Origin of the sequence: uncultured Microbacterium sp. (assembly GCF_947489255.1) — a bacterium.
Taxonomy (GTDB): Bacteria; Actinomycetota; Actinomycetes; order Actinomycetales; family Microbacteriaceae; genus Microbacterium; species Microbacterium phycohabitans.
Genome location: NZ_CANLCY010000002.1, coordinates 167,974 through 181,429, shown reverse-complemented (window position 1 = coordinate 181,429; position 13,456 = coordinate 167,974). Strand labels below are relative to the sequence as shown.

The following is a 13,456-nucleotide window of genomic DNA, read 5'->3' as shown; positions in this document are numbered from 1 at the left end:
CCCCGGGTCTACACGCTCAGAGTGTCGCGAGGAGGGGCGCGAGGTGACCGAACGCCCTCGCCCGGTGCGATTCGGCGTTCTTCTCGGCCGCCGTCCACTGCCCGACCGTGCGCTCGGCGTCGGCGGGCTGCCCGTCGGGGATGAAGATCGGGTCATACCCGAAGCCACCCGGCCCGGCGGGCCGCGTCGCCAGGCGACCGGGCCAGCGGCCCTCGACGGTGTCTTCCGCTCCGTCGGGGCGCACGAGCGCGATCACCGACACGAACTGCGCGGTGCGGTGCGGGTCGGCGACGTCGGACAGCTGATCCAGCAGCAGCTCGAGGTTGGCCGTGGCGTCCTTCTTGTGCCCCGCCCAGTACGCCGAGAACACCCCGGGCGAACCGCCCAGCACGTCGACGGCGACCCCCGAGTCGTCGGCCAGGGCCGGCAGCCCCGTGTGCGCCGCGGCCGCGCGCGCCTTGATGAGCGCGTTCGCCGCGAACGTCACTCCGTCTTCCACGGGCTCCGGGCCGTCGTACGCGACGACCTCGAGATCGGGGCGGACGGCGGCGAGGATCGCCTGGAACTCCTCGACCTTGTGCGCGTTGTGCGTGGCCAGGACGATGCGCGCCATCTCAGCGCTCGAGGGCCGCGGTCTGGATGCCGCGCAGCTCGGCGCAGCCGTTCACCGCGAGCTCGAGCAGGCTGTCGAGCTCGGCCTTGTCGAACGGCGCGCCCTCGGCGGTGCCCTGCACCTCGACGAACAGGCCGCGGCCGGTGACGACGACGTTCATGTCGGTCTCGGCGCGCACGTCCTCGACGTAGGCGAGGTCGAGCATCGGCTCCCCGTCGATGATGCCCACCGACACCGCGGCGACCGAGTCGCGCAGCACCTCGGCCCGCTGGCCGATGAACTTCTTCTCGCGGCCCCAGGCGATGGCATCCGCGAGAGCCACGTAGGCCCCCGTGATGGCCGCGGTGCGCGTGCCCCCGTCGGCCTGCAGCACGTCGCAGTCGATGACGATGGTGTTCTCGCCCAGCGCCTTGGTGTCGACGACGGCGCGCAGGGCCCGGCCGATCAGGCGCGAGATCTCGTGCGTGCGACCGCCGACCTTGCCCTTGATGCTCTCGCGGTCGTTGCGGCTGTTCGTCGCGCGCGGCAGCATCGCGTACTCGGCGGTGACCCAGCCCTTGCCCTTGCCGGTCAGCCAGCGCGGCACGCCGTTGGTGAACGACGCGGTGCACAGCACCTTGGTGCCGCCGAACGTGATGAGCGCGGAGCCCTCGGCGTGCGCCGACCACCCGCGTTCGATGGTCACGGGGCGGAGCTGGTCGGTGGTGCGGCCGTCTTTACGGGTCACGGGTCCTCCTCGGGACGGGATGGATGCCACGCCTCAGCGCGGCAGGTCGATGGCGCCGGTCTGCACGAGCTGCACCTCGCGCACCTCGCGGCCCATGAGGCGGTGCGCCAGGCGCAGGAAATCGTCGGCGGATGAACCGGTGGCCTCGTAGCGGTGGCTCGGCACGGCATCCGGGCTCGCGAGCAGATCGCGCGAGACGAGCTGGCGGTAGACGTCTTTGGCGGTCTCGCTGTCGCTGGAGACGAGGCTCACGTCGGGGCCCATCACATAACTGATCGCGCCCTCGAGGAACGGGTAGTGCGTGCATCCGAGGACGAGGGTGTCGACCTCGGCATCGCGCAGCGGCGCGAGGTATCGCTCGGCGGTGGCGAGCACCTCGGGCGAGTCGGTGACGCCGGCCTCGACGAACTCGACGAAGCGCGGGCACGCCTCGGCGAAGACGGTGAGACGCTCGTTGACCTCGAGCATGTCCTGGTAGGCGCGCGAGCCGATGGTGCCGGCGGTGCCGATGACGCCGATGCGGCCGTTGCGCGTGGTCGACATCGCCGTGCGTACGGCCGGGCCGATCACCTCGACGACGGGCACGTCGTAGCGCTCGCGCGCGTCGCGCAGCATGGCCGCGGAGGCGGTGTTGCACGCGATCACGAGCATCTTCACACCCTGATCGACGAGGGTGTCGAGCACCTCGAGCGAATACCTGCGCACGTCGGCGATGGGCTTCGGACCGTAGGGCGAGCGGGCGGTGTCGCCGATGTAGAGGATCGACTCGCGCGGCAACTGCGCCGACACGGCCCGGGCGACGGTGAGACCGCCGACTCCCGAGTCGAAGATCCCGATCGGCGCGTCATCCATAGGGGTCAAGCCTACCGGGCGGGGTCGGAGCGGCGGATGCCTCGACGCGCAGGTGGGGAGGGGGCGGAGGGCTGTACCCGCACGCGGGGCGACGGCGGAGGGCACGGACGGACGCCCGGACTCGCGCATGGGGCGAGGGCGGAGGGCACGGGCAGAGGACGCGGGGCGGAGGGCTCTACCCGCGCGCGGGGCGAGGCCGGAGGGCACGGGCGGAGGACGCGGGGCGGAGGGCTCTACCCGCACGCGGGGGCGCGGGGAGAGGCGCGAACGGACGCCCGGGCCCGGGCGCGGGGCGAGGCTGGCGGCGCCCTGCCCGGTCGAGCACAGCTCCTGCAGAATCCGGCCGGCGGCGTCAGCCGGCAGCCTGCGGGCCGGATTCTGCAGGAGTCCTGCAGCGGACCGGGTGTCAAGCGGGGTCGCGACGCCCGGGCACTCCGGGGCAGCGCAATAGGCTGGCGCGATGACGCGCAGCACGGCCTTGCACACCGACCGCTATGAACTCACGATGCTCGATGCGGCGCTGCGCGACGGCACGGCCCAGCGCCGGTGCGTGTTCGAGGTCTTCGGGCGACGCCTGTCGGGCGGACGCCGCTTCGGCGTGGTCGCCGGGACGGGCCGCCTCCTCCACGCCATCCGGGATTTCCGTTTCGGTGACGACGAGCTGCGCTACCTCCGCGATGAGAAGGTCGTGGATGCCACGACCCTCGACTTCCTCGCCGACTACCGCTTCACGGGCTCGGTGACCGGCTACCGCGAGGGCGAGGTGTACTTCCCCGGGTCCCCCCTGCTGACCATCGAGGGCACGTTCGCCGAGGCCGTGATCCTGGAGACGTTGGCGCTGAGCATCTTGAACTACGACTCCGCGGTGGCGACCGCCGCGGCGCGCATGAGCGTCGCCGCCGGAGACCGGCCGCTCGCGGAGATGGGCTCGCGCCGCGCGAGCGAAGAGGCGGCGGTCGCCGCGGCCCGCGCCGCCTACATCGCCGGATTCTCGGCGACCAGCAACCTCGAGGCCGGCCGGCGCTGGGGCGTGCCCACCATGGGCACTGCCGCCCACGCCTGGACGCTCCTGCACGACAGCGAGGAGGACGCGTTCCGTTCTCAGGTCGACGCCCTCGGCAGCGGGACGACCCTGCTGATCGACACCTACGACATCGCCGAGGGCGTGCGCACCGCCGTGCGGGTCGCGGGCACGCAGCTGGGCGGCGTGCGCATCGACTCGGGGGATCTGCCGATCGTCGCGGGAGAGGTGCGGGCGCAGCTCGACGAACTCGGCGCGACGGGCACGCGCATCACCGTCACGAGCGACCTCGACGAGTACGCCCTCGCCGCCCTGGCGGCATCCCCCGTCGACTCCTACGGCGTCGGAACCTCGGTCGCGACCGGGTCAGGGGTTCCCACCGCGGGTCTGGTCTTCAAGCTGGTGGCCCGTGAAGCCGCCGACGGCTCCTGGGTGGGCGTGGCGAAAGCCTCGGCGCAGAAGGCGTCGCACGGCGGCCGCAAGGCCGCTTTCCGCACGCTCGACGCCGGCACCGCCACCTCGGAGCTCATCGTCGTGAGCGACGGCTTCGAGGAGCTGTCGACGGCGGCCGAACACCCCGACGCCCGCCCCCTGCAGACGACCCTCATGCACAACGGCGAGGCGGATGCCGCCGCCCTCGGCACCGCGGGCGTGCAGGCGGCGCGGGCCCACCACGCACGCGTGCGCGAGGAGCTGCCCGTGCGGGCGCTCGCGCTGAGCAAGGCCGACCCCGCCCTGCCCACGGAGTACCGCGAGGCGGTCTGACCCGCGAGCCCGTGAAGGGCACGACCTTGGGGCGCCCGGCGAGCCTCCTCGCCCGCCCGCGCGGCCGGCGATCGCCGTTACCCGTGCGTGGGAGCGTGACGGCGCGCGGACGGTGACGGACCTCGGGCGCCCGGCGAGCCTCCCCGCCCGCGCGGCCGGCGATCGCCGTCCCCGTGCGTGCGGGCCTGACGGCACGCGGACGGCGACGGACGCCCCGCGCGCCGCACCGTTCGCAGCCGGCGATCATGGCACCAAGCGGTTCGCGGCCGCGAGAACGGCCCCTCACGCGCGGAGGCGCGGAGGGGCCGGATGCGGGGAGAGGCCGCTCAGTTGATGAGCGACTCGTAGATCTCTTTGCACTGCGGGCACACCGGGAACTTCTCGGGGTCGCGACCCGGTGTCCACTTCTTGCCGCACAGCGCGCGCACCGGCTTGCCGGTGATCGCCGACTCGAGGATCTTGTCCTTCTTCACGTAATGCGAGAAGCGCTCGTGATCGCCGGGCTCGATGTTCTCTTCGCGGATGAGCTCTTCGAGCTCGCGATCGAGGGTCGCGAGACCCCCGCTGTCCGGTCTGTCGAGAGGCGTGCTCATGGAGAGCCAGTGTAGCCGCGACCCCGCCTGACGGCTCGGTCGGGTTCGTGCTCAGGTCGCCTCGGCGAACTCCATGAGCCGCGTCGCCCGGTGCTCGAAGAGCGCCGCGCCGACCGCGACGCCGACGATGAGGACGACGCCACCCGCCCCGACGCCCACCCACATCGCGAACATCGCGTCGATCGTGTCTCCCCCGATGGCCCGCCAGGTGAGCAGGATCGACGGCAGAGCAGCGGCGATGGCTCCCGCCATCACGAGGCCCTGCGCGACGACGCCGCCCGAACCCGTGCGCTGCGGCTGCTGGAACGGGCTGTCTCCCGGCCGCGACACCGCGTACGGGGCGAGCACCGACGACACGCTCGACAGCCCGAGACCCGCGAGGAAGAGCGCGGCGCACACGCCGATCATGGCGGGCAGGATGGCCCACCGGCCGTGGGCGACGACGGCGAGCGGAAGCGACACGGCGAGCACGGGGATGCCGATGAGCAGCACCGGAACGAGACGGCCGATGCGATCGGGCGCGCCACGCATGCCGCTGGCGATGTGCATCCACAGGGCTGTCGAGTCGTAGGCGAGGTCGTTGTGCGGGAGCCATCCGAAGAACAGGGCCATGATCGGCACCGGCAGCAGCACCGCGAGCTCGAACGGCACGCCCGCGACGAGCAGGGGAACGGTCGAAACGACGGCGGCGATCGGTACGACGACCACGTTGACGATGTAGCGGCGATCGCGCAGCCAATACGACAGGCTGCGCGCGGCGACCGCTCCCCCGGGCGTCCCGGGGAGGATCGCGAACCATCCGAGGCCGCCGCGCTCGCGCACCGCGGCCGGACGACGCGTCGTCGTGAGCAGCGCGGTCACGAGGGCGAACCACGCCAGCCCCAGCAGCGCGATCGTCACGAGGGCGACGACGAGGCTGCCGACGGCGGCGCCCGCGGTGGGGGCCAGCGCGATGCCCCACGCGGCGCCGATCGGCGTCCACGCGAGAATCTCGGCGGCCGAGGCCAGCTGCGAGGGAACGGCGCCGCGCCACTCGAGCGAGCCGAGGAACACCCCGACCGGCACGACGACGACCAGCACGGCGACGAGGTACACGCCCATCAGCTCGCGGGACTGCCGCGGTCGCTGCACGAGCGCGCCGAGGGCCATGCTCACCCGGGCGAGCAGCACGCAGGTGGTGAGGCCGAGGATCACGGATGCCACGCTCGCCACCGCCGGAGCACCGTGGGCGCTCCAGGCGACGGCGAGGCTGATCCCGAGGACCAGGACGACCAGGACGGGGACGCTGAGGAAGCCGGCGAGCAGGAGGGCGCCCGCGAGCGGACGCGGCTCGGGTCCGACGACCGCGAACCGGCGGGGATCCAGTGGATCGACCGAGGCGGTCACCGGGGGCCCCACGGCGAAGCCGAGCGTGACGGCGGACCCGGCGAGCACCGTGACGACCGCCGTGGTCAGACGATCGGCGTCGGCGAGGCCGGCGGCGCTCACCGCGGCGACGGCCGTCGCGGCGATCAGCAGGACCACGCCGACGGCACGGCGCACGACATCGCGCGGGTCGCCCCTAAGGGCGCCCACCATCATCGCCAGTCTCAGGCGGAGAACGTGTGCAACCACTCGAGGCCCTCCACGTCGCCCAGGCCACCGGCCAGCTCGAGGTAGCGCTCCTCGAGGCTCGCCTCGCCGCGGACCTCGTCGACCGTGCCCTCGGCGAGCACCTGACCGGCGACGATCACGGCGACCCGCGAGCAGACCCGCTCGACGAGCTCCATACCGTGGCTGGAGAGGATCACCGTTCCGCCGTGGTCGACGTACGAGCCGAGGATGTCGAGGATCACACCGCTGGAGACGGGGTCGACGGCCTCGAAGGGCTCGTCGAGCACGAGCAGACGCGGCGAATGGATCATGGCCCCGGCCAGCATGACCTTCTTGGTCATGCCCGCGGAGTAGTCCGACACGGGGCGCGCCAGCGCGTCCACGAGGTCGAACGCGCGGGCCAGATCGGCCGTGCGGCTCTCGACGAGCGGTGCGGGCAGACCGCGGAGAGCGCCGTAGTACGACAGCAACTGTCGACCGGTGAGGCGGTCGAAGGTCCGCAGGCGGTCGGGCAGGACTCCGATGAGCTTCTTCGCCTCGCGCGAGCGCTTGGTCGCGTCGACGCCGTTGATCGAGACCGAGCCCGAGTCGGCGCGGAGGAGACCGGCGATGATCGACAGCGTGGTGGTCTTGCCCGCACCGTTCGGGCCGACCAGACCGTAGAACGATCCCGCCGGCACCGTCAGGTCGATCGCGTCGACCGCGCGGAGCTCTCCGAACGACTTCGTGACGTTGCGCAGGCTCAGCACCGGGACGGCGTCGGGGTCGACCGCCGCGGCCGCACCGTGAGTCAGCACGGCGGTGTCGGAGAGGGGTGCGACCTCGCCGGGGAGCGCGGTGTCGGAAGCGGCGGGCTCATCGGCACCGGGCTCATCGGCACCGGGTTCATCGGCACCGGGCTCGTTCGAGAGCGGCTCTTCGACCGCGGGAGCATCCGGGCTCGCGACGGGCGTGTCGTCGACGATCAGCTCGTCGACGCGCACCTCGGGGGGCGTGGGATCTTCGCCGTCGGCGGCTTCCCCCACGGGAACCTGCGGCGCGTGGAGGAGGTTCTCCGGCGCGTCGGCCGAGACGGCGTCGCGTTCACCCTCTGTGATCGGGCCTGCGCCGTCGAGCTCTTCGGAGTCGGACGAGCCGCCATCGGACCGGCCCTCATCCGCTGCCGTCTCGGACGCCGGCGCGGCGCGCGTCTCCCCCGCGACGGCGGGATCTTCGACGAGGGACTTCTCGACGACGGGCTCCTCAATCGCGACATCGGCGGGCGTCGGGTCGGCGGGCTCCTCGACCGCGACATCCACGGGCGTCGGGTCGGCGGGCTCCTCGACCGCGACATCCACGGGCGTCGGGTCGGCGGGCTCCTCGACCGCCGGCTCGCCGGGGACGGGCTCCTCGACGACGGGCTCCTCGACCGCGACATCGGCGGGCGTCGGGTCGGCAGGGGTCGGGTCGGCGGACGCCGGATTCGCTCCCGTCGCACCCGCGGGCGCGTCGGGACGCGGGTCGGTGTCGACTTCCCCGAGCGCAGCCGCGGTGGCATCCGGGGCGACGGCAGCCGGCTCCGAGCCGGACACGTCGGAGCCGACCGCGTCGGGCACGTCGGGCGAGGCGGTGTCCGTCGCGGCAGCATCGGACGCGGTGATGTCGGGCGCAGCGACCCCGGGCGCAGCGACCTCGGGCTCAGCGACGTCGGGCTCTGCTGCCCCGTCCGACGACACGGGCTCGACGGGGTCCCGCGCCTCATCCACGGCCGGGGCCTCGCCGGCTTCCGGAGCGGGATCCGCGATCACGGACCCGGGCTCGCCGGCATCCAGCCGCGCGTCCGTGAGGGACAAGGCATCGGCATCCCGTTCCACCGGTGCGTCCGTGTCGACGGCCGCGGATTCGACGGGCGCGTCGTGGGAAGCGGGGCTCGCGGACGGAACGGGGAGCGGGGGTCGCGGGGGCACCACGATGCCGTCGGGGAGGGCGACGGGCGTGACCGATTCGCGCCCGGTGGCGGCGATTTCCTCGTCCGGTGTCGAGACAGAGGCGTCGGCGACGGGGTTCGGCAGCGCGGTCGGGTGGGCGGGTGCCGACGCCGCGGAGTCCGATGCTCGGGGCGTGGCGGGCTTCTTCGCGGCCGGACGCTTGGCTGAGGGCTTGGGGGCCGCCGGCTTCGGGGCCGCGGACTTCGAGGCGGCCGCCTTCGCCGCGGGGGCCTTGGCGGTCGACGTCTTCGCCGTCGAGGCCTTCGGCGCGGCCGGCTTCTTCGCGGCGGGCGTGCGAGGCGCCGAGGACGTCGTCGCAGAACTGTTCGCGCGGGGGGCACGGGGGGCGCGCGGCTTCGGAGCCGCGGCCGCGGATTCGTCGGCGCTCTCGACGGCGTCGCCCGCCTTCGCGGCCGTGGCGGCGCCGGGAGCGCGCCGCGGCGCGCGCGGCGTCGTGCTCCGGGGCGACGTGGTGCGCGGGGTGGACGAGCGCGGAGCCCGTGGCGTGCGCGGCTTCGACGCCGAAGGTTCGACGCTCTCCGAACCACCCTCGGAGGAGGAAGAGGACGGTTCAGGCGATTCCGGCAGCGAGGCTGTCATCGCACCAAACTATCAACGACCTCCGACACCGCCCGCAGGCTGGTCGCGCGGCGCAGTGATCCACCGGCATCACGAAACCACAACGACCGGCGCGAATCATGCCACCTCCCAGGCCCCTCTCGCTACTGTTGATCGAACACGAAGGCGTGACATTCCGGTGAACCGGACATGACGACTCATCCCCCCAGGAGCCAGCCTTGACAGTTCAGATCGTGATCCTCGCCGCGGGCATGGGCTCGCGCCTCGGCCGCAGCCTGCCGAAACCGCTCACGGCCCTCGCCGACGGCCGCAGCATCATGCAGCAGCAGCACGACAACATCCACGCGGCCTTCGGCGCCCAGGCGCGTATCACCACGGTCGTCGGCTATCGGGCCGAGACGATCGTCGATGCCTTCCCGCGGGTCGACTACGTCTACAACGACCGCTACGACCAGACCAACACGTCGAAGAGTCTGCTCCGCGCCCTCGCCAAGACGGGTCGCGGCGGCGTGCTCTGGATGAACGGCGACGTCGTCTTCGACCCCCTCGTCCTCCGCCGTGCCGCGCGCCTGGTCGCCGACGACCGCTCGTTCGTCACGGTCGACACCGCCAAGGTCAGCGACGAAGAGGTCAAGTACACGGTGGATGCCGAGGGCTTCATCCACGAGCTGTCGAAGGTCGTCGTCGGCGGCATCGGCGAGGCCGTGGGCATCAACTACATCGCCTCGCGCGACAAGAAGACGCTCCAGCGCCACCTTCAGCGGGTGGGCGACCAGGACTATTTCGAGCGCGGTCTCGAACTCGCCATCGCCGAAGACGGTCTGCGCGTGGAACCGCTCGACATCTCCGACCTCTACGCGGTCGAGGTCGACTTCGCCGAAGACCTGGAGCGGGCGAACCTCTTCGTCTGATCGCGGGCGCGGGCCTGTTGCGCGCTTCGGTGCCGGCGTCACCTCACCCGCCGCTCAGGCGAGCGGGAGAGGATGACCTCATGGCCGAGAAGGTGCATCGCATCCATTCCCTCCCCCCGGACGCCCCGTGGAAGGGCGGGCTCCCTCCCGTCGGGTCGGAGGAGCACCCGCGCACGATCCGCATGCTCGACCGCGTGCTGTCGGTGCAGCGACCCGTCGTGCTCGCTCATCTGCGCAGCATCCGCCTCCGGCATCCGCGTGCCTCCGCCGACGAGATCCTGAGGATCCTCGAACGCCGCTACCTGGCCGCCGTCACCACGGGCGGTGCGGCCGTGGGCGCGACTGCGGTCGTGCCGGGCATCGGAACCGGGGTGACCCTCGCCCTCAGCGGCGTCGAGACCCTCGGTTTCCTCGAGGCCACAGCGCTGTACGCGCAGTCGGTCGCCGAGGTCCACGGCGTCGCGGTCGACGATCCCGATCGCGCCCGCGCCCTCGTGCTCGCCCTGATGCTCGGCAAGGAGGGCGTCGACCTCGTCTCGCAGCTCGCCCAGCAGGCCTCCGGACGCGGCATGACCCGCTCCACGTACTGGGGTGAGCTCGTCACCAAGACGCTCCCGCGCGCGGCCGTCGGCCCGCTCGTCGACCGCCTCAAGACGATCTTCGTGCGCCAGTTCGCCACCCGCGGCGGCGCCTCCTGGGTGGGCAAGGCCCTCCCCTTCGGCGTCGGCGCCGTGGTCGGCGGCGCCGGCAACCACGTCCTCGGGCGCCGGGTGCTCGTCAACGCCCGCCGCGCGTTCGGCTCCCCACCGCCCGAGCTGCCGGCCGACCTCGAACCGCGCCCGGGAGCCGAGCGTCTCGAGAAGACCACGGTCGGCGGGGTCCGCCGTGCGGGCGACTCGGTTGCCGCCGCGGTCGGTGCCGCCGGACGCCGGACCGCGTCCGTCGCGCGCAAGGCGCTCCCCCGGCGCCGCAAGGACACCGACGCCGACCCCGAGGCCGACGCCGACCTCGACCCCTACGCGGTTCGCGACTGAGAGCGCCTGCGCACTCGCGGTCGCTGTCGCGCCGACTTCCGGGTCGACGTCCCTTCTCATCGACACCCGTACCGGCGCAAGGCCCGCGTGTCGCGCAGCCGGGCGCGTTAGCCTCACCGCATGGGCGACCTCCTCGATCTCCTCGCGGTCTGGATGCCGCGGCAGCGCTGGTACGGCACGAAGGGCCGCGACCCACGCCTCACCGTGGTCGCCGACTGGACCCTCGACGCCGGCGCACGACTCCTCCTGGTCCGCGACGAGGCCGTCCAGCCCGCCATCGTCTATCAGGTGCCCATCGCGCGTCGTCCCGAGGGATCGGTGCCGCCGGGCAGCCTCATCGGCCCCGCTTCCGACGACGAGGTCTGGGCGGATGCCACGACCGACCCCGGCTTCACCGCCCAGCTGTACTCGTGGGTCACGGTCGGCGGCGAGGTCGGAACGCCCGAGAACGGGTTCCTCGGCATCGCTCTCGCTTCCCCCGGTGGCCGGACCCCCGCTTCGACGGCGACGGCCAAGGTGCTCAGCGGCGAGCAGTCGAACACGTCGCTCATCTTCCGTCCCGACGCCGCCGACGATGCGCAGGATGCCGGCATCCCGGTCATCTGCAAGCTCTTCCGCCAGGTGAACCCCGGCATCAACCCCGATGTCGAGTTGCAGTCGGCGCTCGCCGCCGGCGGGGCGGCGTTCGTGCCCGCCGCGATCGGAGAGGTGCGCGGGTCGTGGGTGACGCCCGAGGGCGTGCCCGTCAGCGGGTCGCTGGCGTTCGCGCAGGAGTTCTTCGCGGGGGTCGAGGACGCGTGGCGCGTGGCACTGGACGCCGCCGCGGCCGATGAGGACTTCGCCGCGCGGGCGCACGCGCTCGGCGCGAGCGTCGCCGGGATGCACGTTGCCCTCGCGGCGCAGTTCCCCACGCGCGAGCCCGATGAGAGCGACCGCGCCGCGGTGGCCGGAGCCTGGGAGCGGCGCCTGTCGATCGCCCTCGCCGAGGTGCCCGCGCTGGCCCCGTACGCCGACCGCATCCGCGAGGTCTACGCGACCGCTGCCGCCGCCCCGTGGCCCGCGCTGCAGCGCGTGCACGGCGATCTGCACCTCGGGCAGGTGCTCGACACGGCGGCGAACGGATGGGTGCTGCTCGACTTCGAGGGCGAGCCGTTGCGGCCGATCGCCGAGCGTCTGCAGCCCGATGTCGCCGTCCGCGACGTGGCGGGCATGCTGCGCTCGTTCGACTACGTGTCGGGAGCGGTCGCCGACGACGACGGCGCCGCGGTACGCGCATGGGTCATCGCCGCCCAGCAGGCGTTCCTCGCCGGATACGCCGAGACCGCGGGAGCCGATCGTCTGGTCGACGACAAGCTGCTCGACGCGTTCGAACTCGACAAGGCCGTGTACGAGGCGATCTACGAAACGCGCAACCGCCCCGACTGGGTCGGCATCCCCCTCGCCGCGATCAGCCGGTTGGCTCCCCTGGCCTGAGGGTCACGCCAGGTGGCTGAGCCCGTCGAAGCCACCGGGATCCGCGCAAGACCCCGGGCCGCACGCTCGGCGACCTCGGCGCGGCGCGGTCAGCTCGCCGAGTCGGCGTTCCACCGCTCCCAGCGCTGCATCAGCTCGCCGATCGCGGCCTCGAAGCGCGCGGTGGCGGCACCGGGAGCGGTGTCGCCGAAGTACCGCTGCACCCAGTGCTCGAGTCGCCCGACCGCGTCGGGATCGCCCAGCACCCGGTCGGCTTCGGCCACGATCGCCCCGGATGCCGTGGCATCCAGCCACTCGCAGGCCGACAGGTATCCGCTGTCGTCGACGAGGGCCTCGGGGTCGACGGGCCGCGTGATCATGAGGGGCTTGCCGACGGCGAGACGGTCGTAGACCATCGCCGAGATGTCGACGATCGCCAGGTCGGCCGCGGCGAGCTGCCACCCCAGGTCGGGGCCGGTGTCGTGCACGTGGTGGGCGGCGGGGTCGGCCGCGTTGGCCGCCGCGATCGCCGCGACGATCCGCGCGTTCGCCGCGCCGTAGGCGGCATCCACCACCCCCGAGCGCGGGTGCGGGCGGTAGATGACGCGGTGGCGTCCCGTGGCGAGCAGCGCCTTCACGAGGGTCTCGCCGTGCGTGACGATCGAGCCGTAGTGGGCGGAGGGGCGGTCGCCCTCCCATGTGGGCGCGTACAGCACGACGGTGCGCTCGTCGGGCTCGTACGGCAGATCGCCGGAGTAGTGATCGGCCTGCGGGCGACCGATCGAGAACGTGCGGCGGTCGAGGTCGTAGTCCCAGAGCACGCGCGAGAGGCGGGCGCGAGCCGCCTCGCCGGCGACGAGGGCGTAGTCGTACGCCTTGAACTGGTTCGTCGACATGTACATCTTGTCGCTCTCACCGTGGTTGATGAACACGTGCCACCGGTGCCCGTAGCGGAACATCTGGAAGTTTCGCGTGTTCTGGTTGACGTACAGGACGATGCGGATGTCCTGCTCGGCGAGCACCTGCTCGACGGCCGCGATCGTCGGAGCGTAGGCGATCGGGAGCGCATCGTCTTTGAGCAGTGCGTCGGCGCCGCGGATCGCGCGGGAGATGACCACGACGGGCCAGGTCTTCGCCAGCTCTTGCAGCGGGGCGTACCACTGCCGCATCTGGTACATGTTGACCGCACCGTCGGCGAAGTACACCGCGATCCGGAACGTCCCGGTGGGCAGCGGCCCCCGCGCCTCGAGGGCGCGGTGCAGGTCACGGCGGGCGGTGCGGGTGGCGAGGGCTTTGCGCAGCAGGCCCACGGCGAGCTGGACGTCGCGGGCGAGAGGCATCGTTCCAGG

12 protein-coding genes are annotated in these 13,456 nt (G+C 72.7%); 5 read left to right on the top strand and 7 right to left on the bottom strand.

The genetic code is table 11. The features are described 5' to 3' along the window. Positions 1–16: 16 nt before the first annotated feature. From rdgB to murI, 3 genes are read right to left on the bottom strand one after another with little or no spacing between them, the layout of a single operon-like run. On the bottom strand, positions 17–613 hold the full coding sequence (gene rdgB, locus Q0818_RS04765; RefSeq protein ID WP_298872098.1) for an RdgB/HAM1 family non-canonical purine NTP pyrophosphatase: 597 nt from the start codon (positions 611–613) through the stop codon (positions 17–19). Position 614: 1 nt separating this feature from the next. Then, complete coding sequence (rph, locus tag Q0818_RS04760; protein ID WP_298872095.1) at positions 615–1,340, bottom strand: ribonuclease PH; 726 nt, start codon at positions 1,338–1,340, stop codon at positions 615–617. A gap of 33 nt (positions 1,341–1,373) precedes the next feature. Further along, positions 1,374–2,192 (bottom strand): glutamate racemase, encoded by an 819-nt coding sequence (murI, locus tag Q0818_RS04755; protein ID WP_298872092.1) that lies wholly within the window; start codon positions 2,190–2,192, stop codon positions 1,374–1,376. A gap of 460 nt (positions 2,193–2,652) precedes the next feature. Between murI and Q0818_RS04750 the strand changes: the two genes are divergently transcribed. Next, a complete protein-coding gene (locus Q0818_RS04750; RefSeq protein ID WP_298872090.1) occupies positions 2,653–3,978 on the top strand; it encodes a nicotinate phosphoribosyltransferase in 1,326 nt (441 codons plus the stop codon). 326 nt (positions 3,979–4,304) lie between these two features. Here the strand turns inward: Q0818_RS04750 and Q0818_RS04745 are convergent, their stop codons facing one another. Genes Q0818_RS04745 through Q0818_RS04735 form a run of 3 tightly spaced genes read right to left on the bottom strand, consistent with a single transcriptional unit; the run spans position 4,305 to position 7,996 of the window. After that, a complete protein-coding gene (locus tag Q0818_RS04745) occupies positions 4,305–4,571 on the bottom strand; it encodes a DUF3039 domain-containing protein (RefSeq protein WP_243498275.1) in 267 nt (88 codons plus the stop codon). A 51-nt stretch (positions 4,572–4,622) separates the two neighbouring features. Next, on the bottom strand, positions 4,623–6,149 hold the full coding sequence (locus tag Q0818_RS04740) for a hypothetical protein (RefSeq protein ID WP_298872080.1): 1,527 nt from the start codon (positions 6,147–6,149) through the stop codon (positions 4,623–4,625). An 11-nt stretch (positions 6,150–6,160) separates the two neighbouring features. Continuing rightward, positions 6,161–7,996: an ATP-binding cassette domain-containing protein gene (locus Q0818_RS04735; protein ID WP_298872078.1), complete on the bottom strand. Its 1,836-nt coding sequence runs from the start codon at positions 7,994–7,996 to the stop codon at positions 6,161–6,163. Positions 7,997–8,138: 142 nt separating this feature from the next. Between Q0818_RS04735 and Q0818_RS04730 the strand changes: the two genes are divergently transcribed. From Q0818_RS04730 to Q0818_RS04715, 4 genes are all read left to right on the top strand, one after another. Next, positions 8,139–8,903 (top strand): hypothetical protein, encoded by a 765-nt coding sequence (locus Q0818_RS04730; protein ID WP_298872076.1) that lies wholly within the window; start codon positions 8,139–8,141, stop codon positions 8,901–8,903. Between the two features lie 25 nt (positions 8,904–8,928). Next, a complete protein-coding gene (locus Q0818_RS04725; protein WP_298872073.1) occupies positions 8,929–9,621 on the top strand; it encodes a phosphocholine cytidylyltransferase family protein in 693 nt (230 codons plus the stop codon). Positions 9,622–9,701: 80 nt separating this feature from the next. Beyond that, entirely contained in the window at positions 9,702–10,655 is a 954-nt protein-coding gene (locus Q0818_RS04720) for a hypothetical protein (protein WP_298872070.1), read from the top strand. A 120-nt stretch (positions 10,656–10,775) separates the two neighbouring features. Next, entirely contained in the window at positions 10,776–12,128 is a 1,353-nt protein-coding gene (locus tag Q0818_RS04715) for an aminoglycoside phosphotransferase (protein WP_298872067.1), read from the top strand. A gap of 89 nt (positions 12,129–12,217) precedes the next feature. On the opposite strand, the gene Q0818_RS04710 is transcribed toward Q0818_RS04715, so the two are convergent. After that, positions 12,218–13,447, bottom strand: a complete 1,230-nt coding sequence (locus Q0818_RS04710; RefSeq protein WP_298872065.1) for a CDP-glycerol glycerophosphotransferase family protein — start codon at positions 13,445–13,447, stop codon at positions 12,218–12,220. Between the last annotated feature and the right edge of the window lie 9 nt (positions 13,448–13,456).